This window comes from Corynebacterium sp. CCUG 71335, assembly GCF_024454075.1.
In the GTDB taxonomy this organism is placed as follows: Bacteria; Actinomycetota; Actinomycetes; order Mycobacteriales; family Mycobacteriaceae; genus Corynebacterium; species Corynebacterium genitalium.
In genome coordinates, this window is sequence record NZ_JAGPYY010000002.1 from 194,930 (window position 1) to 219,051 (window position 24,122).

Here is a 24,122-nt window from a genome sequence, read left to right on the forward strand (position 1 = left end):
TCGCCTAAAGCTCCGGGAACTTCGCCCGCGCTTCGGCCCATAGACCCTCAAAGTCCTCGGCGGGCAGTCTTTCCGCCTCGAGTCCTTCGTACTGGTCGTAGGTGTCCGGGTGAGGGACGGTGTCGAGGGGTTCGTTGGCCTGCCCGGCGATCTTGCCGTCGATAAATGCGCCCATGATCACGTGGTCTGGGGTGAGCTCGATCATGCGCACCATGCGGCACTCGTGGTCGTTGAGCTCGGCAAGTTCAGCAACGTTGACCACGGATCCCGCGCCCAGGACGGTCAAGGTGGTGCGGACGTAGATCGCCATTATTCCCCGCCCGCCACGACAGTGTCGCCTTCTTGGCGGACGGGCGCGGGGGTCATACCCGATTGGGCCGGGCCCTCGACAGGCTCTCCGGTGGCGATGTCGAAGCTGGACCCGTGCGCCGGGCAGCGCACGGTATCGCCATTGACCTGCGAAATCGGGTTTCCCTGGTGCGGGCAGACCGTCGAATACGCGAGGAATTCGCCCTCCGTCGGCTGCGCGATGATGAGCTTATCGACGATCACAGCGCTCCCCACCGGAACCTGCGTCGCCGCGATCTCAGCCGTGGCGGGCTTGCCGCACGCGGCGAGGAACGCGCCCGCGACGGTAGTGGCGGAGCCGACGAGGAACAGACGGCGTGAGCAACGGGGGGTCTGGGAGTTCTCGGTCATGCCTTAACAGTAGCTGCCTTCATGGAGGCGACGTAGTCCTTCAGCTCGGCGCGGAGGCCATCCATGTCGGTGATGTGGACGGGTTCGTCGTGGTCGCCGCCCACCCACTCGTCAATGATCTTGGCGATGGCGGAGCCGGTGATGGCGCCGGCAGCACCCGCTGCGATCGCGTCGGACACGTGGTGCGGCTCGGAAATGCCGAAGCCCAGCAGGATCGGAGCGCCGCCATACATCGCCACGTTGTTGACCACGTCGGACAGACCGAGGGTCTGGGACTCCCGCTCGGTGCCGGTCACACCGTCGCGGGACGCGCCGTAGATATAACCGCGGGAATTCGCGGCGATGCCCTCGAGAACCTCCGGGGTTGCCCTCGCCGGGGCAATGAAGACCGGGTCAACACCAACCGTGGTCGCGGCGGCGACGAAGGGTGCGGATTCGCGGACGGGGACGTCGGGAAGCAAAATGGCGTCGGCGCCTGCCTCCTTGAACTCGCGGTAGAACTGCTCGTACCCGCGGACGTAGGCGACGTTGGAGTACATGAGCATGCTGATCGGCACGTCCGGGTAGCGGCGGCGGACCTCACGAAGCTGGTCGAGCGCCTTGGCCACGGTCGCGCCGGAGACAAGCGCGCGGTGGTGCGCGTTCTGGATCGTCGGGCCGTCGGCAACCGGGTCGGAGAAGGGAACGCCCAGCTCAAGTGCGTCGGCGCCGCCCTCGATGACGGCAGAGATGATGTCGATGGCATCTTCCGGGTTCGGGTCGCCGAGCATCACGAAGGGGACGAACGCGCCCTCGTTTTTCGCCTCGAGGTCAGCGAAGAGTTGTTCAAAACGCGACATGGTTATTTGCCCTCCGTGGCTGCATCGGTGGTGAAATCGGCAACGAGATCCGGGTTGTCTTCCAGGGTCTGCTGCACATGCGTGACATCCTTGTCGCCGCGGCCGGACAGGGAGACGAGGATGTCTGTGGGGGTGCGGGTGCTGGCGGCTTCGTCGGCGCGTCGTAAAGCGTAGGCGAGCGCGTGGGAAGACTCGAGCGCGGGAATGATGCCTTCCTTGCGGGAGAGGATCTGGAACGCCGCGACGGCCTCGTTGTCGGGAACGGCGATGTAGGACGCGCGGCCCGTCTGGGCGAGGTGCGAGTGCTGCGCGCCGACAGCCGGGTAGTCCAGGCCAGCGGAGATGGACAGGGAGTCGGTGATCTGGCCGTCCTCATCGCGCATGACGTAGGACTTGGAGCCGTGCAGGATGCCGATCGTGCCTGCGTTGATGGCCGCGCCATGGCGGCCGGTATCCATGCCCTCGCCGCCAGGCTCAGCGCCGACGAGCTCGACGCCGTCTTCCTCAATGAAATCGGCGAACATGCCGATCGCGTTGGAACCGCCGCCGACACACGCCGTGACCACATCCGGCAGCTTGCCAGTGCGCTCGAGCATCTGCTGCTTCGCCTCCACCGAGATCACCTTGTGGAACTCGCGCACGATCGTCGGGAACGGGTGCGGGCCAGCAGCGGTGCCCAGCAAGTAGTGAGTGTTGTGGAACGTTGCGGTCCAGTCGCGCAGTGCCTCGTTGACCGCGTCCTTGAGCGTGCCAGAACCAGAGTCGACTCCGACGACCTCCGCTCCCATGAGACGCATACGCCACACATTCGGCGCCTGGCGCTCCATGTCCTTCGTGCCCATGTAGATGGTGCAGTCCAAATCCATGAGCGCGGCAGCCAGCGCGGTCGCGGTGCCGTGCTGACCGGCGCCCGTTTCGGCGATGACCCGGGTCTTCCCCATCTTCTTCGCCAGCAAGGTCTGCCCAATCACCTGGTTGGTCTTGTGAGCACCGCCGTGAACGAGGTCCTCGCGCTTGAGGAAGATGCGCGCATAGTCGTTGCCCGCGGTGAGGTTCTTCGCTTCCGTCAGCGGCGTCGGGCGGCCGAGGTAGTCGCGCAGCAGAGCGCGGTACTCGGTCATGAACTCCTCGTCGTTCCACGCGTCGACAAACGCCTGCTCCAGCTGGTCCAGCGCCGGGAGCAGCGATTCGGCGACGAACTGTCCGCCAAACTCACCGAAATACGCGGGTAGGAGTGTGCTCATGGGTGTTCCCTTTCGTATTGAGTCAAACTCAGTAATGGAAATTCCTGATTGTGGTGAACGCTTGACGGATCTTGCCCGCATCCTTCTTGCCGGACCACTCTACCCCGGAGTTCAGGTCGACCCCCGCGCAGCCCACAGCCAGCGCATCCTCGAGATTATCCAGGCCGATTCCGCCGGCGAGGAGCGAGCGAGACTTGATTCCTGCGGGGATCTGGCCCCAGTCGAAGGTGGTTCCGCTGCCACCGGCGCCAGCGTCAAGCACGAGCGCATCAAGCTTATCGACGATCCCTTGCGCCCACTCTGGGTTTCCATCCGTCATGGAGACAGCGCGCCAGATCTGAAGCTCCGGGTCAATTGAGTGGCATTCAGTACGGACGCGCTCGATCAGGTCGAGTTCTGCCTCGACACTCCCCTGGTAAGGCGCATGGATCTGCACGGCGTGGATGCCCGGAAAGACGAGTTCCGCCCAGTTCTCGGTACGGCGGCTCACGGCCACATAGTGCAGACCGGGTTCGTGGCAAATGATGTCTTCCGCTGTTTCACGTGAAACATTTCGCGGCGATGCTTCCTCGAAAATGAGGCCGCCGTAGACAGCGCCAGCCGCACGGGCAGCCTGGGCGGCCGACCACGAGGTAAGGCCGCAGACCTTATTGGGGCCGTACACGAGCATGCGGGCAGCCCAGTCAATGTCTGGTTCGCCCGTGAGCTGGGATCCTACGAGGAATCCGTCCGAGTGTCCACCGAGCTGGCGCACCGTCTCGACATTACGGATGCCCGACTCGGAGACGACGAGGGCACCTTCGGGCGCGAGCGGAGCCAGGCGGGCCGAGCGGCCAAGGTCAATCGAGAGATCGTGCAGGTTTCGGTGGTTAATGCCGAAGATTTTCGCACCGAGCTTGGTGGCGCGGGCAGCTTCCTCCTCATCGATGACTTCAGTGAGAACGTCAAGGTTGAGGCGATCTGCCTCAGCGTGGAGGCGGGCGTAGGTGTCGCCGTCTAGCACGCTGAGCATGAGCAGGATCGCGTCGGCGCCGAAATAGCGCGCGGCGTGGATCTGGCACTCGTCGATGATGAAGTCCTTGCACAGCACTGGCAGGTGCGTGGTCGAAGCGACGGTGGCCAAATGGTCGTAGTCTCCCCCGAACCGGTCTGGCTCGCACAGTACGGAAATACCCGCGGCGTAACGGGAGTAGATCGAGGCGATAGCACCCGGCTCGTAATGCGCGCGGATCGTACCGAGCGAGGGCGAGGACGCCTTGCACTCCATGATGAACTGAGCGCCCGGGCGGGCGAGCGAATCGTAAAGAGAGCGCTCGGAGCGGGGAAGGGAGGCGGGATCGACGTGAGCGATGCGGCCGCGAATATCGTCAAGGTGACGTTTTCTACCCTCTACAATCCCCTCGAGAACGGTCGGAAGACCGTCAGATTGGCTAGGATCGCGTTGTTGCAGGTCAGAGGGCATAGTTTGCACCTTCGTGGGTGGAGAGCCAGTCGCGGACGGTGCCGTCGTTAAGCAACTGCAGTGCGCGCTCGGTTCCTGCCTTGAAATCTGGGGCTTCCCCATAGAGGTAGAACATGGCGCCTGCGGTGGCGGCGACAGCGTCGCGGTGAGCATCGGGGGCAGTGCCGTCGAAGATCGCCCGGATCGCGGCAGCGTTCTCGTCACCGTTGCCGCCCTCGAGATCGGTGAGGGTGTAGGTGGGCAGGCCGAAGTCGGACGGTTCGACGGTGTAGTGCTCGATGTTGCCCTGGCGGTCGAGCTCCCAGATTTCGGTCGGTCCGTGGACGGCGATCTCATCTGTGCCGGAACCGTGGACGATCATGGCGCGGCCGCGGCCCAGCTCGCGCATCGTCTCCGCGATCGTCTGGCCGAGCGCAGGGTTAGCGATGCCCATGATCTGGTACTCCGGACGGCCGGGAGAGAGCAGCGGGCCGAGCGTGTTGAACAGCGTGGAAATGCCCAGCGACTTGCGCACCGGCTGGACGTGCGCGATCGCCGGGTTGTACGCAGGGGCGAACAGGAAGGTGAAGTTGGACGCTTCGAACTGGCGGACAGCGCGCTCCGGGTCGAGGTCGAGGGGGATGTTCAGCGCTTCGAGCGCGTCGGCCGAGCCGGACTTGGACGACACTGAACGGTTGCCGCACTTGATCATCTTGATGCCTCCGGCGGCGGCGACCAGAGAGGCGGCGGTGGAGATGTTGATGGTGTTCTTGCCGTCGCCACCCGTGCCGGCAGAGTCCATGAGTCCCTCCCCCGTGATCGGGAACGGACGGCCGGCCGCGAGGAAGGCCTTGGCGGCACCGGCAATGTCGGCGAACGTCTCGCCGCGGGTGCGCACCGCTGCCAGCAGCGCGGCAATGTGCACATCGTCGTAGTCGCCGACGGTCAACGGGGTGAAGACGGCTACAGCCTCCTCCAAGGTCGGGTCCTTCTTATCGATGAAGGAGCGGAACGTCTCCAATGCCTTGTCACTAGCCATCATTGCCACCTTTCTTGGATTTGCCCAACAATTGTTTCACACACCGTTCCAGCAGGATCGGTCCACCGAGAGTAAGAATCGACTCGGGGTGGAACTGCAGCCCGATCGACATACCGTCCTCCGACTCCGCTGCCATGACGACGTCGCCGACCTGTGTTTCCGTGCGCGCCAGGGCGACTAACCCGTCCGGGATATCTACCGTCCCAAGGGAGTGGTACCGCGCTACGGGGACGAGGCGGCCCTCTTCGAGGTGCTCGGGTCCGCCGTCGATGACGAGACCGTCGAAAAGCGAACTCTGCAGCCCGTCATCCGTGAGCCGCATGGGAATGGACACACCGTGGACGGGTCCGCACGGCGAGACGGTGCCGCCGAAGTGCTCGATGAGTGCCTGGTAGCCGAGGCAAATGCCGAGAATCGGGATGCGTCCTAGTGCGCGTTCGATGAGCTCCATCATGCACCCAGCGTCGGCCGGGTAGCCGGGGCCGGGCGAGAGGATGATGACGTCCGGGTCGGCGCCCAACACCGCGTCGACGGACACGGTGTTGCGGAAGACCGTTGCGTCGAAGCCGGAGAGCGCGTCGACCAGGTTGTAGACGAAGGAGTCCTGATTATCCAGGAGAACGAGCTTGCTCATCGGATGACCTCCAATCGGGCGTTCTGCGCGAGACCAATCGCGTTGAGGACGGCATAGGCCTTGTGGAGCGTCTCATCGGCTTCGGCCTGAGGGTTCGAGTCGCGGACGACGCCAGCGCCGGCTTGGACGGTGGCAACCCCGTCTCGGACGTAGGCAGAGCGGATGACGATGCAGGTGTCGAACTCCCCGTCCCCACGCAGGTACCCGACAGCGCCACCGTAGGACCCGCGGCGGGAGCCCTCGATCTCGCGGATGAGCTCCGTCGCGCGAAGCTTCGGCGCACCGGTTAGTGTTCCCATGTTCATGGACGCGCGGTACGCATCGAGCGCGTCGAGGTCCTGCGCGAGAGTCGCCGTTACACGTGAAACAAGGTGCATCACGCGCGAGTAGCGGTCCACTTGCAACAGCTCGCGCACGCGGCGGGTGCCGGGCTCAGCTACGCGGGCCATGTCGTTGCGGGCCAGGTCGACGAGCATGGTGTGCTCCGCGATCTCCTTCGCGTCGGTACGCAGCTCAAGCTCCATGCGCGTGTCCAGTTCGTGAGTTGCCCCGCGCGGCCGTGTGCCCGCGATCGGGTAGAGTTGCACCTCGCGCGTCTGTGCAGAGAACTTCAGGTTGGACTCGGGCGAGGCGCCGAAGAGTTCGTACGGCTCGCGGTTGCGGTCGAAGCCGCGCACGTAGAACATGTACGGCGACGGGTTCGTCTCGCGCAGGCACTGATACGCAGCGAACGCGTCCGGGCACTCCGCCGTGAACGCGCGAGCCGGCACGACCTGATAGATGTCGCCGTTGTAGATATTGTCCTTCAGCTTGTCCACATCGCGGCGGAATTCCGCGTCATCCAAGCTCGTCGTCACCGTGAGCGTTTTCTCTTCGCCGGCGATCTTGGATCTCTCGGTGGAGGCGGCGCGAATCAGGTCTTCGTACTTCCGCAGTTGCTTATCGACGTCCCCCATCCCCGTCAGCTTCGCCGTCTGATTCCTGTGGTCAATCGTGAGGACAATCTCCGCGAGAATGAACTGGAAATCGGGGTAGGTGTTCGTGCTCTCCCCTACCTCAGGCAGTGTCTCGAACGTGGCCAGATAGTCGAACGCAAACCCGCCAACGAGCATCGACTCCGGGCGTTGTGTCAGCGCGCGCAGAACCTCGACGGTGCTGGGGGCGGTGAGACGCTCGCGCTCGTCGTCAGCTGACGACGGCGGGAACGTGAACGTGTTGTCCCCGCTAGCAAACTCCGCCAACTGTTCGCCCAGGTCGGCGGCGATCCTCTCCCCTTCCGGGCTCAGCGGCTCCACCACGACGTTGTAGTCGTTACACGTGACGCGCAGTGAAGCCGCGAGCACCGCCATCGACTGCAACCCCGACTTCGTGGTGATGTCGGCGCTCTCCAGCAGCACCGTGTCCGACAGTTCGGTGCCGCCGATGTGCTGGAAGAGGACGGAGGCGTCCTCGTGGTACCGGACGTCAATATGCGTCACGCGTGGAGGGGATGTGCTCATGGGGGTGTTTCTGACTCGCTGTGGTGGTTGTGCTGGATACAAAAAGGCCCGCTGCGCTTGGAGGGTCAAGCTTGCGGGCCGAGAGGGGTGACTGACTACGGCGCGCAGCTATGCGCGCCACCACCACTGATTCTGGGCGTTGAAGGAAGTCACAAGATTCAGGCTAAGGCAGGGGCGGGCCGGCTGCAACTGGTTTAGGAATATTGCTCGTTTCGGAACGATGTTTCGGAAAACCGGTGTATTTGGACGCATTAGTCTCGCGCAGGCCAGATTCCGACAGATATTTCCGAATTGGTACTGCGGGGTACATGCTGGCCGCTAGAACACCGAGTTTCGGAAGGATTGGAAGGCCATAAAGACTTCCCTTGACGACGAGCTCTCCCTCCTCCTCGCCATCGGTAACGATCTCCCCGGTGACGTTCAAGTTGTTTCACGTGAAACAGCGCCGCCTGTTGCCCCGCCCCTTCTGCGCGGGAACTTGGAGGAACTCGATTTCCGGGCGGCGATGACGGAGGTCGATGGTCAAGGTCGCGGCACTGGGACGAATTCGCGGACTCTATCGGCCTTCCGCTCAAGGCGGCGCACAGCGCCAACCAGATAGCTCTTAAAGCAGCGGCTGAGATCGATTTGTCTGTACTGCCGTTAACGGGATCGCCGCTCAACGGTGCGCTCCGCGAGCTTGAGTCGCGGAGAGTGGAACTCGTCTAATTCTCGTCGGCTTGCTTAGCGGCATTGCGCAGTGCGTTGAGGTTGACGTTCGGGGTGGGTTCGGGCTCGGGGGTTTGAGTGCGGGCTTCGTCGACAAGTTGGGCTGTACGCGCGCCCTGATTGCCGCCGACGGCAACCGCGACCACCGCGGCGATGATCAACAGAACCGGAGCGGCCCACAGCCACCCGTGCGCGATGAACGAGAACGCGGCCCCGAAGGCGAGTGTCACACCGGCGAGAATGAGGAACGGGCCCACGACTTTGTGCGCGGTGTCCCAGACCTCTTCATCCTTGCGGACCTCTGGCACGCGCAGCCCGACGACCGAGTTGCCGGGCAGGCGGCCCACTGTCGCCAGCACTCCGGGAATGAGGAGGGCGAGGGCCGCGATGATGAGCAGAATTCCGATGATTACGCCAGCTGACATGCTTGCATAGTTTACCGGGACGCGATTTTTTCTCGTGGTCCGGGTGGTGGAGAATGAAGGCATGAACACAAAGTCGATCACGAGGTCGCTGCTGTTCTGGATTGTCGTGGCCATCGTGGCCGGCATCGCCTGCAGCTTCTTCTTTCCCGAATGGCTCGCCCGCATTTTTGTCACTTTCAACGGGTTCTTCTCTAACTTCCTGGGCTTCTTCGTTCCAGTGCTGATCTTCGCGCTGATCACGCCCGCGATCGCTAGCCTCGGCCAAGGTGCCGGTAAGTGGCTCGGCATCACGGCCGGTATCGCGTACAGCTCCACGGTGATCTCAGGGCTTACTGCCTGGGGGGTCTCCGCTGTCCTGTACCCGTGGCTGCTGGGCGGCCAGTCGTTGCAGACCGATATTGAAGACGTTGATGAAGGCGCCCTCTCCCCCTTCTTCGAGGTGGAGATCGATCCTCCGTTCGCAGTGATGACCGCTCTGGTCCTGTCGTTCTGCGTGGGCTTGGCTATGACTGCGGTGAAGTCCGACACTCTCTACTCCTTCACCAAGGATCTTGAGCGCGTGATCATGAAGGTGGTCACGTCCTTTGTCATTCCGCTGCTCCCGGTCTTCATCTTCGGCATGTTCTTGAACTTGGGCATGAACGAGAACATGGCCTCCACCATGGCGGCTTTCGGCAAGGTGCTGGTGCTGTCCGTCATCATGACCGTCATCTTGCTGGTACTCCAGTACTTGATCGCCGGAGTCGTCGCGGGCGTCAATCCGTTCACCGCTCTGCGCAACATGCTGCCCGCGTACTTCACCGCCCTGGGCACTTCCTCGTCTGCGGCGACGATTCCGGTCACGCTGAAATCCACGTTGAACAACAAAGTCGATGAGAACGTCGCCGGTTTCGTCGTGCCGCTGTGCGCGACGATCCACCTGTCCGGGTCGATGATGAAGATCGCGCTCTACGCCTTCGCCGTCATCTACATGGCGGGAATGGATGTCAACCCGGGCCTCTATCTCGGCTTCATCCTCCTGCTGGGCGTCATGATGATCGCTGCGCCGGGCGTCCCGGGTGGCGCCATCATGGCAGCCACTGGCCTACTCGCCTCCATGCTTGGTTTCGACGAGAACATGGTCGGCCTCATGATCGCGGCCTACATCGTCATCGACTCCTTCGGTACCGCCGCAAACGTCACCGGCGACGGCGCCATTGCCCTCGTGGTCGATCGCTTCGCCAAGGGCCAGTTTGAGTCCAGGGATGAAGAGGTCAAAGAGCTCGCCTAGCCCTCCCCCGCCTTGAGGCCGATGTTTCACGTGAAACGTCGGCCTTTTTCATTTTCGGATTACGATGCAGTCATGGCCGTATCAAAGCGCGCCGCCGTCGCTACCGCAGTTGCGCTCCTTCTGGGTGCTGCAGGTGCAGCCTTCGGCTTTTCGACGGTCGACGTACCCACCCAATCCGACGCCGCCGTTTCCGTCGGTGCCGCCCCGGAAGTGTTCATCGACGATCCGGACGATGTGTTGTCCGAGCAGGATGAGGCGGACATGCGCAGCACGCATCCCGACGAGATCGGCCACGACCGCATGGCCGACGGAACCATGATCATCGGCGCAGGGCTCAACCCGCGGCAAGCCTTCGGGTACTACGGCGACGATGTCGCCGCCGAGCTCGCTATCGACTACGGGCAACGGGACGCGGCTGTCCTCGACGAGATGAAGCCCCACGTCAGTAACGGTGAAGTGCGTGACCAGTTCCTCAAGAACCATGAGGTGATCAACGCTCCCGGGGGCATTGGCGAGGTGCAGATCTCTGATGACGCTGACGCGCTGAAGAATCGGAAAAAGCTCCGCGAAGCTGCGCAGTCCATCATCTATGTGTCCACGGCGGAGGACAACATCAACAGACTGTTCAACATTGAACAGGGCGATCCAGCAACTCGCCGCGCCGGGTTGACCGACCTCCGCGAGGATGTCATCCAGGCCAAGCACACCGCGACCGACTCCGGGTTGAAGGAGGACTTGGAGCGGCTGGAGCGCCGGATCGACGAGTTGGACGGGGACCCCGCATCCCCGGCGTTCCTCGATGACTTCGTCCGCGTCCTCGGGGACTACCGTTTGCTCCTCGAGCAGGTTCGCGAGAAAGAGTTCAGCGATGTCAAGGAGTACACGCCGCTGCCCTCCCCCGCCATCTATGAGCCGAACTACACTTACTCCGGGTTCACCACCTTCGCCATCATGGACAGCTGGCACGAAACGAACCTCCAGGAACACCAACGCCAGCAGCAGGCGGAGTCCTCCAGCACGACCCCGGGCGTTTCTTCGTCCGGATTCTCGTCTGCTGGAAGTTCGTCGAGATTCTAAAGCACACTTGTCACAAGAACCTTGGAAGAAAAATGGCCAGCCAAACCGACGTCCGCCTTGTCACCACCACATTCATTTGCAGACCGGAGGATGTCGATTCCGCGTTCCAGCGCTACCGGGAGAGGGTTGAGGGGTTGGGTGAGAGCGTCGTCACGCATTCGCTCGCACCGCGCCCATGCGCCGACGCTGACCGCGCGTTCGAGCTGTGGAACTTGCGCACTGAGGCCGCGTACGAGGGCGAGCGCGACCCGGAGAGCATGGACCTCTACCAGCTGCGCACGATTGTGCGCGTTGATCCAGCAATTGACGACGACGAAGAGCCCTCGGAGCAGCTGGCCAACCATTTCTTCCTCAGTGATCTTGAGGATAATGACCCCTACCCCAGCACCCTTGATGGGTTCGAGCCGCTGAAACTGCGCCATGCGCCGGCCGACGGGATGCGCGTGGCCAACGTGTACTTCTTGTCGCGGTCCGACAACGAGCCTCGAGTGGCCGCGTTGTACCAAGGTGCGATCGAGCGACTCGACCCAGCCGCTCACACACGGTTGGAGCCCTTCGACGTTCTGTCCAACCCTGGCGTCATCGGCCCGCTGTGGATCCGCGATGCTGCGCTCAACGTCTCCGGGGATGGCGACGGTTGGTTCTCCCCGGGCAAAGATGCGTGGGTGGGACACATCTTCACGAGCGCGCCTGACGACGCTATCAACGCCGCTCTCCAGGAAAGCTTGGGCACCAACGCGATTCTCGCGCGGGTGGATATTCGCCCGTTCTAAGACTGTCCCCCTGACCAGCGTTCATTGACAATCGATTCGAACATGCAAGCGAACGGATAGGTTCTTTCGAGCGGTGTTGTTGGGTCCGTATGCAAGTATGTTCGCATACACGTTGAACGCACCTGCAGGGGGGGACGATGGCTGGACGAACGAGACCTGAACCGTATTTCCTGACCGAGAAACCCGATGATGACGTCGCGCTGGCCGGAGCGGAAGCGCGGGCTGGTCAACTCAAGATCTTCAAGCAGTATTGCTTTGACCCGTCTGAAGTCGAGGGTGGAGAGATCCTCGGCAACCGTGACCACGACCGTGAGACGGCTCGTCTAAGCCAACTGGCCGGGATCAACAAGCGGGCGGCGGAAGAAGGGATCTACGCGTATCAGACGCTGCGCCGCTTGCCCCGTCTACGAGAGATGCAACTCGCAACGGCGCGGTTGGATCTGGACCGCTTATCCGCTGTAGCCGCCGCGATCGGATGCTTGGGACCTGATGCCCCGGCCGAGGCGTACGAAGCCTTCGACGATGCACTTGTGGAGATGTTCACGCCCGTCAAGACGCGGCAAGCGCTACCGGCACGCAACACCATCACGTTGCGGCTGAACAAGATGATCGGTGACTTTGACACCGAGGCCGCATTCGACCTGGCGAAGAAAAAGAACCGAAAGCGCACCACGCCGGGCGCTCCTCAGATCGACTTCGGGCCCGGAGCAGCTGGGTCCGATGAAGCATGGATGACGCTCTCCGCTGACAACGCCTCCATTGCAGCACTCCGCTCCAACATAAATGAAGCAGCACGGAAAGAGAAGGTCACCCAAGCAGAGGCCGCAATCAAGCTGCTCACCGGTGACATCACCCCAGCCGCGACAGCGACGATTTACGCGTACACGCCGAAAGGTGCTGATGGCGGCGTGGACGAGTCCTCGGCCTCCTTTATTCCGGGGTTCGGGTACACGGGGGCGTCGGGAGGCGCGATGCTTCATCTTTTGGCCGAAAAGTTCGGTACAACTGTGATCGACCTCGACGCAGGAGCCACGAAAGTCGTGGCGGGCCATGATGCACCGGCGGATATGGCTGCGTTTGTCCGCGGGCGCGACGGAACCTGCATCTTCCCGGGATGCACACAGCCCGCGACGAACTGCCAGCTTGACCACCGGATCCCCTCGGACGAAGGCGGCCCCACCACCGCGAGCAATCTCTTCTGTCTGTGCCAACACCACCACAACTGCAAAACCGATCGCGGTGCCTTCTATGTCCAAGACGCGCTGACCGGCGAGATCATTTGGCTTTACGACGACGGAACGTTTCAGCGGATCGACCCCGATTCCATTACCGGGGCGAACCTCACCCCCACCAACCCGCGGTGGCGCCGCACGCTCGACGACGTAGAACGGTTGAGGAAGAAGGCGACCCACTTTCACGCAAAAAGTCACACCATTCTTGACGGTTACGAAAACAAGGTGGTGGCGTATGACCCCTATCTCGGTGCGGAGCGGGAAGCTGCGTGGTCCGCATACCGCCAGTGCCAAGCAGATTTGGAGAAGTTGGCGGCCCAGTATGACCTGAAGTTCCCCTTCGACCCCGTGCCCCCGAGGTGGATCCCAGATGATGAACTTGATGCACCTGACCCGGAGGCCTACACGATGCCTGAAGAGACGGAGGCCGCCTATTACACTGACTAACCATGACTAGCGCGACTGGACCGGCGTTCCGCTACACAGCGGGCCTTGCCAACGACATTGAACAAAAGTGGCAAAAGTACTGGATCGACAACGGGACATTCAACGCCCCGAACCCAGTCGGCCCCCTCGCTGACGGTAGCGAACTTCCCGCAGACAAGCTCAACGTCCAGGACATGTTCCCCTACCCCTCAGGCGCCGGTCTACACGTCGGCCACCCGCTGGGGTACATCGCCACGGACGTGTTCGCGCGCTATAACCGCATGCTGGGCAAAAACGTCCTGCACACCCTGGGCTATGACTCCTTCGGGCTGCCCGCGGAGCAGTACGCCATTCAGACGGGCACGCACCCGCGCACGACCACGATGGCGAATATCGAGAACATGACCCGTCAGCTGGACGCGCTGGGTCTCGGCCACGATCGCCGTCGCTCTGTCGCCACGACCGATCCAGAGTTCTACCGCTGGACGCAGTGGATCTTCCTGCAAATCTTCAATTCATGGTTCGACGAAGATCAGCAGAAAGCACGCCCCATCGCGGAGCTTATCGACGAACTCACCTCCGGGAAGCGCACCACTAAGGATGGGCATGATTACAACGGGCTGGATGACGTCGAAAAGCAAAAGGCAGTAGATGAGTTCCGCCTGGTGTACCTGTCTGATTCGATGGTGAACTGGTGCCCCGGCTTGGGCACGGTGCTGGCGAACGAAGAGGTCACGGCCGAGGGCCGATCGGAGCGCGGCAACTACCCGGTGTTCCGTAAGCGCCTGCGCCAGTGGATGATGCGCATCACCGCGTACTCGGACCGCCTGCTCGATGACCTTGAGCTGTTGGATTGGCCCGACAAGGTCAAGGCGATGCAGCGCAACTGGATCGGTCGTTCGCGCGGTGCGGAGGTCGCGTTCCAGTCTGAGGCTGGCCCGCTGGAGGTGTTCACCACCCGCCCCGACACGCTGTTCGGTGCGACGTACATGGTGCTGGCACCCGAGCATGAGCTTGTCGACGCACTGACGGCCAATTCCTACCCCGCAAACGTGGACTCCCGCTGGACGTACGGAGAGCAAACCCCTGCAGAGGCTGTCGCAGCGTACAAGCGCGCCATCGCCGCGAAGTCCGACGTGGAGCGACAGGAGAACAAAGAGAAGACGGGTGTCTTCCTTGGTTCCTATGCCCTGAACCCGGTCAACGGCGAGCAGGTGCCGGTGTTCATCGCGGATTACGTTCTCACCGGTTACGGCACCGGCGCCATCATGGCGGTGCCGGCCCACGATGAACGCGACTATGAATTCGCCACCGTCTTCGGCCTGCCGATCATCCCAGTTCTCGAGGGCGGCAATATCGAGGAGGCTGCGTTCACCGAGGACGGCCCGCACATCAACTCCGCCAATGAGTCCGGGCTGGACCTCAACGGCTTGGGCAAGGCGGAGTCGATTGAGAGGGCGATCGATTGGTTGGTTGAGCAGGGCTCTGGTGTTGAGCGCATCCAGTACAAGTTGCGTGACTGGCTGTTCGCTCGTCAGCGCTACTGGGGTGAGCCGTTCCCGATCGTGTACGACGACAATGGTGTCGCGCACGCGCTGCCGGAGTCGATGCTGCCGGTCGAGCTTCCGGACGTGGAGGATTACAACCCGGTCTCCTTCGATCCGGATGACGCTGATTCGGAGCCTTCTCCCCCACTGGCGAAGGCGACCGAGTGGGTCGAGGTCGAGCTCGATCTTGGGAATGGCCCTCAGAAGTACACTCGCGACACGAACGTCATGCCGCAGTGGGCGGGGTCGTCCTGGTACCAGCTGCGCTACATCGACCCGACGAACGATGAGGCGCTGTGCGACATCGAGAACGAGCGCTACTGGGCCGGACCGCAGCCGTCCAAGCACGGTGAGAATGATCCGGGTGGTGTGGACCTCTACGTCGGCGGTGTTGAGCACGCCGTGTTGCACCTGCTGTACTCGCGTTTCTGGCACAAGGTGCTCTACGACCTGGGCCACGTGACCTCCAAGGAGCCGTACCGCCGCCTGTACAACCAGGGCTACATCCAGGCCTACGCCTACACGGATTCACGTGGCGTGTACGTGCCGGCTGCTGAGGTTGAGGAGAAGGACGGAAAGTTCTTCTACCAGGGCGAAGAGGTCAAGCAGGAGTACGGCAAGATGGGCAAGTCCCTCAAGAATGCCGTGGCTCCCGATGAGATCGCGCGCGATTTCGGTGCCGATACGCTGCGTGTTTATGAGATGTCGATGGGTCCGCTGGACACCTCCCGCCCGTGGGCGACGAAGGATGTCGTAGGTTCGCACCGCTTCCTGCAGCGCCTGTGGCGACTCGTGGTCGATGAAGAGACCGGTGAGGTCGATGTCTTCGATGAGCCCATGACCGACGAAGACGCGAAACAGCTCAACCGCACGATCGCCGGTGTCCGCGACGACTACGCGAACCTGCGCGACAACACGGTCGTGGCGAAGCTCATCGAGTACGTCAACTACCTGACCAAGGCGCGCGAGAAATCCGGTGCGAATGTTTCACGTGAAACGGTGGAGCCGCTCGTGCAGATGGTCTCCCCGCTCGCGCCGCACATCGCCGAAGAGCTGTGGGCGCGTCTCGGCCACTCCGGCACGATCACGTTCGAGTCCTTCCCCACATTCGACGAGAGCTTGCTGACCGACGACACCGTCGAGATCCCCGTCCAGATCAACGGCAAGGTCCGCGCGCGTGTCGACGTCCCCACCGACGCCTCCAAGGACGACATCGAGGCGATCGCGGTTGCGGACGAGCGCGTCGCATCGCTTATCGACGGCAAGAACGTGGTCAAAACCATCGTCGTCCCAGGACGAATGGTCAACCTCGTGGTGAAATGACGGTGACAAGCCGCCGGGCAGCGGCCGGAGCGCTCGCAGCGTATTCGGGCGTGGTCATTGCGTTGACCATGCTCAAGGCGTTCTTTCGGATTGGGTACCTCTGGGATCCCGCGAACCAGATGCGGAGGGGCGTCTCGCTTGTCCCCTTCTCGGACCTGGTTGAGGCGAAATCGTGGTTCGGGCCGCTCTTCGGATACGGAGGCAATATCGCGTTCTTCGTCCCGGTTGGCGTGCTCGCATTCATTCTTTTTGAACGTGCACGCCGACCGGTGCTCACCGCGACTCTCTTCGGTGCCGGGTTCAGCCTGCTCATCGAGGTGTCGCAGTACGTTTTCGGGCTAGGGTACTCCGATATTGATGACTTCCTCATGAACACCCTCGGCGCGTTCATCGGCGCGAAGATCGCCCAGTGGTTCGGCCCACGGCTGCACAAGGTCTGGATCGGTCTCGCGTACGGTGTCGTTTTCCTGTTCATCTCCCTCGTCCTCGCCGGTGAGAGCTTTGGAGATCCGGAGAAAATTAAGCAGGTTTGATGGATTCAGGTACGAGCACATCGACTCTTTTCGTTTTCATTGACGAGTCGGGGGATATGCAGTTCGGCCCTAAGGCTTCGCAGCATTTCGTGTTGTCCGCGGTATGCCTGCGTGATCCGGTCTACACCGCGTCTGTCATGCAGCGATTGAAGTATGACCTGATGGCTGAGGGAAGCGAAGATCTAGAATTCCACGCGACGGAGAACACTAAAGGGACAAGGAAGCGGGTCGTCGATACGATTTGTGGGCTTGACGGTCTACGGGTCCACACTGTGTGGATCAATAAGGCTTTTGCTGCTCCTAATCTTCAGAATGAGATCGAGTTATTTCGCCTCTTCGGCGCAGCTATGGGGCGCTGGGTGGGCAAAGCCTTAGTGGATGACGGGGATCAGCAAGTAATCATGATCTTCGATTCGGTGCTCACGGGTAAGAAACGCAACGCATTCTTGAAGAAAATCAAGCCGATCCTGGGCGAACTTGGGGTGAAGTACAGGGTGCTTTTCCACCCAGTCAAGCAGGATCTGAACGGGCAGATCGCGGACTACTTCTCCTGGGCTGCATACCGAACGTTAGAGCGTCAGGATTCTGCCACGGAAGATCGCCTTAAAGAGGCCGTCCACTGGGATGACTTCAATCTATTCCAGAAGGGAGACCGCGTGTACTGGCGGAGACCCACAAAGTAGCGACCACCCCGCCTACCGTCCAAGACGGAGAGCCGAGGGGCTCTTCTTAGCGGGGTGGAACCTTTGTGATCAGTTTAACTCGCCTTTAGGCCCGAGTCCATGCTGATTTAGATCTTCACAACGGTACGGCCGTGGCGGGCGTTACCCTCCAACAGGTCAGCACCAGCCTGGATAGCTCCTTCGAGATCAACGGTCTCGGTGTAGGTGGCCAGCTTGTCGGTGTCGAGGGACTCCGCAAGCAGGTTCCAGGCTTCCTCGCGGTGCTCGGATGGGGAGTCAACGGAGTTGATGCCGACAAGGTTCACTCCGCGGAGAATGAACGGCATGACCGTCGTCTCCAGGTCCGCGCCGGCTGCCAGGCCGCAGGCAGTGACAACGCCGCCCCACTTGGTCTGAGCGAGAACATTGGCCAACGGTGTGGACCCGACAGAGTCGATCGCACCCGCAAAGCGTGCCTTCTGCAGAGGTTTGCCCTGCTCAGAGAGCTCAAAGCGGTCGATGATGTCAGCGGCGCCGAGGCCGCGGAGGTAATCGCCGTACTCGTCGACACGCCCGGTAGCCGCGACGACCTCGTGTCCGCGTGAGGCTAGGAGCTGAATGGCGATGGAGCCAACACCGCCGGTCGCCCCCGTGACAAGGACCGGGCCGGACGGGTTGTTGTGGGCGGAGAAACGCTCGTAGGCCACAACGGACAGCGCGGCGGTGTAGCCGGCGGTGCCGATGGCGGCGGCGGTCCACGCGTCGAAACGCTCAGGCACGCGGGTGATCTTGTCGGCGTCGATACGCAGCTGCTCGGTGTAGCCGCCGTTGCGCTTCTCGCCAATGCCCCAGCCGTTGACGGTGACCAGGGAGCCGTCGTCAAGCGTGCCCACTGCGTCGATGCCCGGAACGATGGGTAGCTCGCGCACGATGGCTTTGTCGCCCGCGAGCGCCATGCCGTCCTTGTAATTGACGGAAGAGTGGGACACGGTGAGCAGCGTGTCGCCCTCCCCTGCATGCTCGGGGGTGGTGTCGACGATTTCGGGGCCATTGTCAGTAATGAGAAGAGTGCTCATGCGCCCCAGGGTAGCCCTACACTGGACACCATGAGCGAGAAGAACCCGGACCAGCGCGGATGGTTCACGCGCACCGTGTTTCCCGACGGGGACGAGCCTGATCCGCGCTTCACGCTGGCCAACGAGCGAACATTCCTGGCCTGGACCCGCACGGCGCTCGCATTCCTCGCGGGCGGTATCGCTCTGGAGGCCTTCGCGCTACCGGGAATTGACGAGGAGTGGCGCCAGATCGCGGCCATCGTGCTCATTCTCGTCGGATTGCTCATCGCGCTGGGCTCCGCGGTGCGTTGGGTCCACTTGGAGCGGGCGCTGCGCCACAAGAAACCGTTGCCGGCGCCTGCGGTGGTTCCGCTGCTCGGAGTCGGCATCGCGTTGGCCAGCTTGGTCGTGCTGATCGGGCTGTTCTGATGGCCCCTTCCCCCATCCCCGTCGCAGACGAAGGGCTCCAACCCGAACGCACAGCGATGTCGTGGACCCGCACGGCGTTGGCCATGGCAGTCTGCTCGCTCACCCTTTTACGCTGGTCGCGGCCGTATTCCGCGCTCGTGTTCGGAGCTATGGGGCTGCTCGCCCTCCTGGCTATGGCCATCATCGTGCGCAACCGCGCCGAGTATCGTGCGGAGGCCGAGGGATTGAGCCACGAGCGTATCGACGCCAACGTGTTCGGCGTCCTCACCATCACCCTAGGAATGACTGTGCTCGGCGGGCTGGGCCTACACCTAGTGGTACAGGCTTAGTCCTTCTCGTCCCGCTCGTCGCTGTCGGTGTCGGTCCCATCGTCTGGCTCTTCCGTCAGTTCGCTCGCCTGGTCGGCGAAGAACTCCGACATGGCGGCAATGAGGGTGGGGTTGCGCTCCGGATTGGGGTCTAAGTCGAGGATCTGCTGCAGGTCAGGGCGGGACTGCACGAAGGAATCGAACCCCTCGATGATCTCAGGGGCGCGGGGGTCATCCATGAGCTCATCGTCGTTGGTGAGGAAGAGGTTCTCCGCGGTGTATGCGATGCGCTCAGCGACGGACGGGTGATGGGCGTGCGAGAGACGTTCGACCAAGCGCTCCGGACTCATCACCGGCATGAAGCTCAGGAGCAGGGGTGATACCTTCAGGTCCGGTTCGAGACCGGCGGCGAGCCGGAGAGCCTCGGTGTGGAAGGCCGACATCATGTCCGGGCTGCCGCAGGCTTCGAGGACGTCGGGGCCTAAGGCGTCGACAAGCATGGGCGAGGGCATGTCGACGTCGGTGGTGCCCAGCACATCGATGCTGACCGCCCAGGTCGCGGCTGGGTCATAGAAGTACGTCATGCCGTCGATGTCGGCGACGGTGAGGGTGTGCTCGCTCAGTTCCCCGTCGGTCGGTTCATCGGTGTAAAGGGTGCGGGAGCCACCGTCCTCGCTGGCGAAGAAATGGTCGGACGTGCCGCTGAAGCCGAATGCCGCATCAATGAGCGCGGCCATGCCGGAAAGGTCAATAGCGTCCTCGACGTTCAGGACGCGCGTGATTTCGGGGCGCGAACCCTGTACCGTCATGGACAGCGTGACAATCATTGGGGATCCCCACCAAGCAAGATAGCCAGCGCAGATTCATCGGAATCGTTGACGATGTGGAGCGTCTTCACGCCGTCCTGGGTGCAACCAATCGTGGATGGTTCCAAAGGAATGTTCTCGAGTACAAGGCCGTCCGACAGAGCAAGGACAGCGTGCTCGAACTCTGGGGTGACCATGAACACGAACTCAGCACCCGGGTAGATGCGCAGTTCGGCACCGACCGCCGGGTAGGCGGTCTCGACGGGGCTGTCTTGTCCGAAAAGCGAGCCGACGAAGACGCGCGCTTCACCTGCAGACTTGCCGGAGAAGCTCAGTAGTGTGAACGGTTCAGGGACGAAGCTGTCGAAACGGCGCGGGGCACGCTCATCCTCGGGCAGTGCTAGTGCGAGCTGGATGCCGCGGCGGGTGAAGTCCTGCGCGCCGGAGAACAAAGCTCCGTTGTCCCCCGAACCCTCGCCTGAAAAAAGCCAGGTGAAGGTCTGGTTGTTGGTCTTTCCCGGGCGGGACACTCGCCACGGCCCGATGGCAAGCGGCAGGGAGCGCACCTCGACCTCGGCGGCGTTGTCGTATTCCATGCTCGTCATGCAGTTCAGGGTACCTGTGTTAGCGCAGGATCGGGCGAGCTCGCAAACTGAGTTCAGCCATTGCGAGTGCGCCGAGCACTGCGGTGATTAGAAGGGTGCCCGGGAAGAACCCGGCATCCACTGGGATGGCACCCACGGCCGAACCGCTGGCAATGCCCACTTGGAACGTGACCACGTAGATAGACGATGCGCGGTTCTGGTTGTCCTCCCCCGCAAAGAGGAAGATTGTCGTCGCTGCAGTAGGCAACCCACCGCCAGCAGTACCGAGAAAGACGACGACGAGGAGGGCGGGGATGAGGGCGAGGGCGGGGGAAGCACTGATCAGCCCCAGGGCGAGCGCACCGAGGATGCCCGCAACGACAATGAGACCCGAGAAGATGAAGTTCATGCGGATCATGCGGCGGTCGGAGCGGCGGCCCGCAGAAAGAACACCGGCGATGCCGAAGAGGCCGTAACCGGCGAGCCCGAGCGCCACGAAGGTCTCGCCGATCGTGCGCTCGACGAACAGGCCCAGGTAGGTGTAGGAGCAGAACAGCGCCGTGATCACCAGCGTTAAATAGAGCACGAGGGCAGGTAGCGCAGATTTCTGGTTGGCTTCCCCGCTTTTGCCTGCGGGCGGGATGGCGGGCATGGACGGCAGGAAGAACAGCAGCGCCGCGAACGAGCCTGCGACAAGCACTCCGAGCAGCCAGGTAGCGTTGCGCCACCCGATCGCACCGCCGACGAGAGTGGTCAGCGGCGAGCCCATGACCAGTGCCATCGTCGAACCCAGCGACACAACGCCTATCGCGCGGCCGGTCATCCCCTTCGGTGCGAGCCGGGCCGCCATGGGGTTGACGAGAGACCAGAACAACCCGTGCGTGAAGGCAGCGCACACGCGCCCGGCGACAAGCATCCAATAGTTCGCCGCGGTGGCCTGCAGCGCGATGCCGGCGAGCAGACAGATCAGCGTGGCCATGAACACTGGTTTTCTGTCCAGTTTGCGGGTGATTTCCATGAGCGGAATGGTGACCACCGCGACGAGACCCGCGTACACAGTCATGAGCAGCCCGATTTGGCCCTCGGTGACCCCTAGGTCCTCCGCCATCGGGCTGATGAGGCCGACGGCGAACATCTCGAAGGTGACGTACACGAAGGCAGCGAAGCCCATCGTCGACAGCGGAAGCACGGGAAATTGTTGTTGCACAGGGCCACGCTAAACCTCTCCCATAAATTTCGCAGTTCAATGTTTTCAGCCCCACACTTGGTGGTAGAACGTTAAACATGCCGATTCAGCCGCCAGACTGGGAGTCGCGCCACACAGGCCAGTCGTACCCCACGATCACACAGTACGACCGGAAGCACCTGTCGATTCTGGTGCTGTTCATCTTCCTCTGCGGCATCCTGGTCATGGCTGTGAAGAAGCTTCCCGGCTCAGTGGTGAAGGCCTCTCGCAAGGTGGCCTCCGCCATCATGCTGCTGATCTCCACGGCGTACTTCGTGTGGGTGCTCAGTCCGTCACGCATCGTGTGGGACGAGACAGCTCCGTTCCATGTCACCGACCTGCTGCGCTACATCACGCCGCTGGCCTTGGGGACCGAAAACCCGACAGCAACAGCGCTGTCATACTACTGGGGCTTCTTCCTCAACCCGATGGCCATCTTCTTCCCGGACATGGCGTACGTGCAGGACAACTGGCGCCTGCAAGAGCTCGGCTACTGGTACTTCCACCTCGCGGCGACAATCGTGCCCGTCGTGCTCACCTTCGGGCTGGGCTACCGGCCGTCATGGAAGGACTGGCGGGTGGTTTCGGGCATCACCATGGCGTGGGCAGGCGTCTCCGGCGTGGTGAACAAGCTCACCGGCGGCAACTACTTCTTCAGTGCCGGCCACCCGCGCGGCTGGTCCCCGCTGCACTGGTTCGGTCCATGGCCGTGGTACCTGCTCATTTGCGTACCCGGTGTACCGGTCGTCTTCTCGCTTATGACCATCGCCTGGCCCGGTAACCGGCGGGAACTCCTTGTAGCACGTTGAGGTTCGCAGTCGCGGCGGGTATTGCCTGCGCAATTGTCGACGCATGCGTCGGCCCTGCCCCGTACTCCGTCTGCGCCGAGATCCACGCCGCCACCGCGTGAACAGTGACCGATTGGTAGATGCCGAGCATGCCGTCGCGGGCCATCCGTGCACCCATCAGCCCGGCCAGCACGTCACCTGATCCAGGTGTGGCCGCCCACGACGTTCCGCAGTCCACAACGATGGCGTGGTCCTGCTCCGGGTTGGCGACGATGGTGCTCCGCCCTTTCCGCACAACAGCGCAGTTCAACGTTGTTGCAAGAGCTTTGGTCTCGGTGAGCCGGTCAGCGGGTGCGATTCCGAGCGCGTCCCGCAGCCGCTCGAACTCTCCGTCGTGCGGGGTGAGCACTGTTTCTGCCTCTCTCTGTTCCAGCAGGTCGCGTAGTTCTGGGTCGCGGGTCAGGAGGGTGAGGCCGTCGGCGTCGATAAGCAACGGCTCCTCACGTCCGAGAAGCAGCGCGAGCTCGCTGCTGGCCGCGGAATCTGTGCCAACACCCGGGCCGAACACCCACGCCTGCACGCGCCCGGCGTCTTCGAGCTTGTGCGTGACGACGACCTCCGGCAGCGCCCGCACCACCTCCAACGCCTGAGGCCCGGCGTAACGAACCATCGCCGGTGTCGCATTGACAGCGCCAATAGTGGCGAGGATCGCCGCGCCGGGATAAGTACCGCTACCAGCGCGGATACCGACGACACCGCCGGTGTACTTGTCATCGCCCGGGCGCGGTTCCGTATCTGGCTCATTGTCGGGGCGGAGCGGATCGAGCGCGTCAGGGGTCTGGAGCTCACCCGGCACGGAGCGGAAGAGGAGGGTGTCGCTCTCCCAAACGCGAAGTTCATCGGCGATCGTGCGGCCGTCATGAATGTGCGGGTGGGCGAGCAGCTGGATGCCGCACTCCGGGGCGAGACCGTGCGCGCGGCGCCATCCGCCGAACGTGACTGTCGCGTCGGCGATGACGTGGACCTCGCCCTTCTCTCCCGTATCCGCGTCAATGCCCGAGGGCACGTCGACCGCCAACACGTGGGCGTACCAGTCGGTGAGGTGGTCGAGCACCTGCTTGACTTCCTCGCCCAGGCTGCCCGCGCCACCGAGGCCAGTGAGCCCGTCGATGGCGAGGCGGTAGTTCTGCTCCTGCATCGGGGCACTATCAAGGACGGTGCCGCCGGCGTTGCGGAAGGCCTCCAAGGCAGGTTCGTGGGCGCTCCCCCACGCCAGCCATGCATCTACTGTGTGGCCGGCAAGTGCCAGTTCAGCACCGGCGTAGAGAGCGTCGCCGCCGTTGCCGCCCTTGCCCACCAAGAGCAAAATGCGGGGGTTCTCGCGGTAGTGTTCCAAGAAGTCCGGCCAGGTCAGCATGGTTTCTGCCGCCAGGAAGACGGCGTGGGCCGCCGATTTCATGAGTTCGTCGGGTTCGCGTTGCGCGTCGAGCAGCGGGCGCTCTGCCGCGCGGATCTGTTCGGCTGTGTAAGCGTGCAGCATGCACCCCAGCGTAGGT

24 protein-coding genes are annotated in these 24,122 nt (G+C 62.7%); 10 read left to right on the forward strand and 14 right to left on the reverse strand.

The genetic code is table 11. The annotated features are described in order from the left end of the window. Positions 1-4: 4 nt before the first annotated feature. The 9 genes from KBX19_RS02455 to KBX19_RS02495 form a co-directional block, all read right to left on the reverse strand. A complete protein-coding gene (locus KBX19_RS02455; protein WP_005287756.1) occupies positions 5-310 on the reverse strand; it encodes a hypothetical protein in 306 nt (101 codons plus the stop codon). After that, entirely contained in the window at positions 310-699 is a 390-nt protein-coding gene (locus KBX19_RS02460) for a Rieske (2Fe-2S) protein (protein ID WP_005287758.1), read from the reverse strand. The genes KBX19_RS02455 and KBX19_RS02460 overlap by 1 nt, the downstream gene beginning before the upstream one ends. Further along, positions 696-1,538 carry a tryptophan synthase subunit alpha gene (gene trpA / locus KBX19_RS02465; RefSeq protein ID WP_005287761.1) on the reverse strand — a complete coding sequence of 281 codons (843 nt, stop codon included), beginning with the start codon at positions 1,536-1,538 and terminating at the stop codon, positions 696-698. Before trpA ends, KBX19_RS02460 begins: the two co-directional genes overlap by 4 nt. 2 nt (positions 1,539-1,540) lie before the next feature. Then, complete coding sequence (trpB, locus tag KBX19_RS02470; RefSeq protein ID WP_255994622.1) at positions 1,541-2,782, reverse strand: tryptophan synthase subunit beta; 1,242 nt, start codon at positions 2,780-2,782, stop codon at positions 1,541-1,543. A gap of 28 nt (positions 2,783-2,810) precedes the next feature. Further along, positions 2,811-4,244: a bifunctional indole-3-glycerol-phosphate synthase TrpC/phosphoribosylanthranilate isomerase TrpF gene (gene trpCF / locus KBX19_RS02475; RefSeq protein ID WP_005287768.1), complete on the reverse strand. Its 1,434-nt coding sequence runs from the start codon at positions 4,242-4,244 to the stop codon at positions 2,811-2,813. Next, positions 4,234-5,262 (reverse strand): anthranilate phosphoribosyltransferase, encoded by a 1,029-nt coding sequence (gene trpD, locus KBX19_RS02480; protein WP_255994621.1) that lies wholly within the window; start codon positions 5,260-5,262, stop codon positions 4,234-4,236. The genes trpCF and trpD overlap by 11 nt, the downstream gene beginning before the upstream one ends. Further along, complete coding sequence (locus tag KBX19_RS02485; RefSeq protein ID WP_255994620.1) at positions 5,255-5,896, reverse strand: gamma-glutamyl-gamma-aminobutyrate hydrolase family protein; 642 nt, start codon at positions 5,894-5,896, stop codon at positions 5,255-5,257. The genes trpD and KBX19_RS02485 overlap by 8 nt, the downstream gene beginning before the upstream one ends. Beyond that, positions 5,893-7,395: an anthranilate synthase component 1 gene (locus KBX19_RS02490; protein ID WP_255997246.1), complete on the reverse strand. Its 1,503-nt coding sequence runs from the start codon at positions 7,393-7,395 to the stop codon at positions 5,893-5,895. The genes KBX19_RS02485 and KBX19_RS02490 overlap by 4 nt, the downstream gene beginning before the upstream one ends. A gap of 704 nt (positions 7,396-8,099) precedes the next feature. Next, entirely contained in the window at positions 8,100-8,528 is a 429-nt protein-coding gene (locus KBX19_RS02495; RefSeq protein WP_255997247.1) for an SdpI family protein, read from the reverse strand. A 61-nt stretch (positions 8,529-8,589) separates the two neighbouring features. Here KBX19_RS02495 and KBX19_RS02500 point away from each other — a divergent pair, with 61 nt between their 5' ends. From KBX19_RS02500 to KBX19_RS02530, 7 genes are all read left to right on the forward strand, one after another. Next, complete coding sequence (locus KBX19_RS02500; protein ID WP_255997248.1) at positions 8,590-9,798, forward strand: dicarboxylate/amino acid:cation symporter; 1,209 nt, start codon at positions 8,590-8,592, stop codon at positions 9,796-9,798. A 72-nt stretch (positions 9,799-9,870) separates the two neighbouring features. Next, on the forward strand, positions 9,871-10,875 hold the full coding sequence (locus KBX19_RS02505) for a hypothetical protein (RefSeq protein ID WP_255997250.1): 1,005 nt from the start codon (positions 9,871-9,873) through the stop codon (positions 10,873-10,875). 32 nt (positions 10,876-10,907) lie between these two features. Beyond that, positions 10,908-11,648: a hypothetical protein gene (locus KBX19_RS02510; protein WP_255997251.1), complete on the forward strand. Its 741-nt coding sequence runs from the start codon at positions 10,908-10,910 to the stop codon at positions 11,646-11,648. A 137-nt stretch (positions 11,649-11,785) separates the two neighbouring features. Further along, the gene (locus tag KBX19_RS02515) at positions 11,786-13,327 is read left to right on the forward strand and encodes an HNH endonuclease signature motif containing protein (protein ID WP_255997252.1); all 1,542 of its coding nucleotides are present in this window, start codon (positions 11,786-11,788) and stop codon (positions 13,325-13,327) included. A gap of 2 nt (positions 13,328-13,329) precedes the next feature. Beyond that, a complete protein-coding gene (leuS, locus tag KBX19_RS02520; protein ID WP_255997253.1) occupies positions 13,330-16,176 on the forward strand; it encodes a leucine--tRNA ligase in 2,847 nt (948 codons plus the stop codon). Next, positions 16,173-16,709 (forward strand): VanZ family protein, encoded by a 537-nt coding sequence (locus KBX19_RS02525; protein WP_005287799.1) that lies wholly within the window; start codon positions 16,173-16,175, stop codon positions 16,707-16,709. The genes leuS and KBX19_RS02525 overlap by 4 nt, the downstream gene beginning before the upstream one ends. Continuing rightward, positions 16,709-17,392 (forward strand): DUF3800 domain-containing protein, encoded by a 684-nt coding sequence (locus tag KBX19_RS02530; RefSeq protein WP_005287803.1) that lies wholly within the window; start codon positions 16,709-16,711, stop codon positions 17,390-17,392. The genes KBX19_RS02525 and KBX19_RS02530 overlap by 1 nt, the downstream gene beginning before the upstream one ends. A gap of 107 nt (positions 17,393-17,499) precedes the next feature. On the opposite strand, the gene KBX19_RS02535 is transcribed toward KBX19_RS02530, so the two are convergent. Further along, a complete protein-coding gene (locus KBX19_RS02535; RefSeq protein ID WP_005287805.1) occupies positions 17,500-18,447 on the reverse strand; it encodes an acryloyl-CoA reductase in 948 nt (315 codons plus the stop codon). Between the two features lie 30 nt (positions 18,448-18,477). Here KBX19_RS02535 and KBX19_RS02540 point away from each other — a divergent pair, with 30 nt between their 5' ends. Together KBX19_RS02540 and KBX19_RS02545 are read left to right on the forward strand one after the other, a co-directional pair. Further along, a complete protein-coding gene (locus tag KBX19_RS02540; RefSeq protein ID WP_005287807.1) occupies positions 18,478-18,855 on the forward strand; it encodes a YidH family protein in 378 nt (125 codons plus the stop codon). Beyond that, positions 18,855-19,184 (forward strand): DUF202 domain-containing protein, encoded by a 330-nt coding sequence (locus KBX19_RS02545; protein WP_005287809.1) that lies wholly within the window; start codon positions 18,855-18,857, stop codon positions 19,182-19,184. The genes KBX19_RS02540 and KBX19_RS02545 overlap by 1 nt, the downstream gene beginning before the upstream one ends. Here KBX19_RS02545 and KBX19_RS02550 read toward each other — a convergent pair. From KBX19_RS02550 to KBX19_RS02560, 3 genes are read right to left on the reverse strand one after another with little or no spacing between them, the layout of a single operon-like run. Beyond that, entirely contained in the window at positions 19,181-19,990 is an 810-nt protein-coding gene (locus KBX19_RS02550; RefSeq protein ID WP_255994606.1) for a plasmid pRiA4b ORF-3 family protein, read from the reverse strand. The two genes, KBX19_RS02545 and KBX19_RS02550, sit on opposite strands and share 4 nt — an antisense overlap. Next, positions 19,987-20,574 carry a hypothetical protein gene (locus KBX19_RS02555; protein ID WP_255994605.1) on the reverse strand — a complete coding sequence of 196 codons (588 nt, stop codon included), beginning with the start codon at positions 20,572-20,574 and terminating at the stop codon, positions 19,987-19,989. The genes KBX19_RS02550 and KBX19_RS02555 overlap by 4 nt, the downstream gene beginning before the upstream one ends. 19 nt (positions 20,575-20,593) lie before the next feature. Next, positions 20,594-21,724 carry an MFS transporter gene (locus KBX19_RS02560; protein ID WP_255997284.1) on the reverse strand — a complete coding sequence of 377 codons (1,131 nt, stop codon included), beginning with the start codon at positions 21,722-21,724 and terminating at the stop codon, positions 20,594-20,596. Positions 21,725-21,837: 113 nt separating this feature from the next. Between KBX19_RS02560 and KBX19_RS02565 the strand changes: the two genes are divergently transcribed. Then, a complete protein-coding gene (locus KBX19_RS02565; RefSeq protein WP_005287821.1) occupies positions 21,838-22,587 on the forward strand; it encodes a TIGR02206 family membrane protein in 750 nt (249 codons plus the stop codon). On the opposite strand, the gene KBX19_RS02570 is transcribed toward KBX19_RS02565, so the two are convergent. Beyond that, positions 22,535-24,106, reverse strand: coding sequence for a bifunctional ADP-dependent NAD(P)H-hydrate dehydratase/NAD(P)H-hydrate epimerase (locus KBX19_RS02570; protein ID WP_255997256.1), 1,572 nt, complete (start codon positions 24,104-24,106; stop codon positions 22,535-22,537). The two genes, KBX19_RS02565 and KBX19_RS02570, sit on opposite strands and share 53 nt — an antisense overlap. Positions 24,107-24,122: the final 16 nt, after the last annotated feature.

Excerpts from the sequence above, each read along its gene's own strand:
- KBX19_RS02530 (WP_005287803.1), top strand. The coding sequence starts at position 16,709 with ATGGATTCAGGTACGAGCACATCGACTCTTTTCGTTTTCATTGACGAG.
- KBX19_RS02510 (WP_255997251.1), top strand. The coding sequence starts at position 10,908 with ATGGCCAGCCAAACCGACGTCCGCCTTGTCACCACCACATTCATTTGC.
- KBX19_RS02560 (WP_255997284.1), bottom strand. The coding sequence starts at position 21,724 with ATGGGCTTCGCTGCCTTCGTGTACGTCACCTTCGAGATGTTCGCCGTC.
- KBX19_RS02485 (WP_255994620.1), bottom strand. The coding sequence starts at position 5,896 with ATGAGCAAGCTCGTTCTCCTGGATAATCAGGACTCCTTCGTCTACAAC.
- trpB (WP_255994622.1), bottom strand. The coding sequence starts at position 2,782 with ATGAGCACACTCCTACCCGCGTATTTCGGTGAGTTTGGCGGACAGTTC.
- leuS (WP_255997253.1), top strand. The coding sequence starts at position 13,330 with ATGACTAGCGCGACTGGACCGGCGTTCCGCTACACAGCGGGCCTTGCC.
- KBX19_RS02535 (WP_005287805.1), bottom strand. The coding sequence starts at position 18,447 with ATGAGCACTCTTCTCATTACTGACAATGGCCCCGAAATCGTCGACACC.
- KBX19_RS02570 (WP_255997256.1), bottom strand. The coding sequence starts at position 24,106 with ATGCTGCACGCTTACACAGCCGAACAGATCCGCGCGGCAGAGCGCCCG.
- KBX19_RS02525 (WP_005287799.1), top strand. The coding sequence starts at position 16,173 with ATGACGGTGACAAGCCGCCGGGCAGCGGCCGGAGCGCTCGCAGCGTAT.
- trpA (WP_005287761.1), bottom strand. The coding sequence starts at position 1,538 with ATGTCGCGTTTTGAACAACTCTTCGCTGACCTCGAGGCGAAAAACGAG.
- KBX19_RS02455 (WP_005287756.1), bottom strand. The coding sequence starts at position 310 with ATGGCGATCTACGTCCGCACCACCTTGACCGTCCTGGGCGCGGGATCC.
- KBX19_RS02545 (WP_005287809.1), top strand. The coding sequence starts at position 18,855 with ATGGCCCCTTCCCCCATCCCCGTCGCAGACGAAGGGCTCCAACCCGAA.
- KBX19_RS02490 (WP_255997246.1), bottom strand. The coding sequence starts at position 7,395 with ATGAGCACATCCCCTCCACGCGTGACGCATATTGACGTCCGGTACCAC.
- KBX19_RS02500 (WP_255997248.1), top strand. The coding sequence starts at position 8,590 with ATGAACACAAAGTCGATCACGAGGTCGCTGCTGTTCTGGATTGTCGTG.
- trpCF (WP_005287768.1), bottom strand. The coding sequence starts at position 4,244 with ATGCCCTCTGACCTGCAACAACGCGATCCTAGCCAATCTGACGGTCTT.
- KBX19_RS02555 (WP_255994605.1), bottom strand. The coding sequence starts at position 20,574 with ATGACGAGCATGGAATACGACAACGCCGCCGAGGTCGAGGTGCGCTCC.
- KBX19_RS02505 (WP_255997250.1), top strand. The coding sequence starts at position 9,871 with ATGGCCGTATCAAAGCGCGCCGCCGTCGCTACCGCAGTTGCGCTCCTT.
- KBX19_RS02495 (WP_255997247.1), bottom strand. The coding sequence starts at position 8,528 with ATGTCAGCTGGCGTAATCATCGGAATTCTGCTCATCATCGCGGCCCTC.
- KBX19_RS02515 (WP_255997252.1), top strand. The coding sequence starts at position 11,786 with ATGGCTGGACGAACGAGACCTGAACCGTATTTCCTGACCGAGAAACCC.
- trpD (WP_255994621.1), bottom strand. The coding sequence starts at position 5,262 with ATGGCTAGTGACAAGGCATTGGAGACGTTCCGCTCCTTCATCGATAAG.
- KBX19_RS02565 (WP_005287821.1), top strand. The coding sequence starts at position 21,838 with ATGCCGATTCAGCCGCCAGACTGGGAGTCGCGCCACACAGGCCAGTCG.
- KBX19_RS02460 (WP_005287758.1), bottom strand. The coding sequence starts at position 699 with ATGACCGAGAACTCCCAGACCCCCCGTTGCTCACGCCGTCTGTTCCTC.
- KBX19_RS02540 (WP_005287807.1), top strand. The coding sequence starts at position 18,478 with ATGAGCGAGAAGAACCCGGACCAGCGCGGATGGTTCACGCGCACCGTG.
- KBX19_RS02550 (WP_255994606.1), bottom strand. The coding sequence starts at position 19,990 with ATGATTGTCACGCTGTCCATGACGGTACAGGGTTCGCGCCCCGAAATC.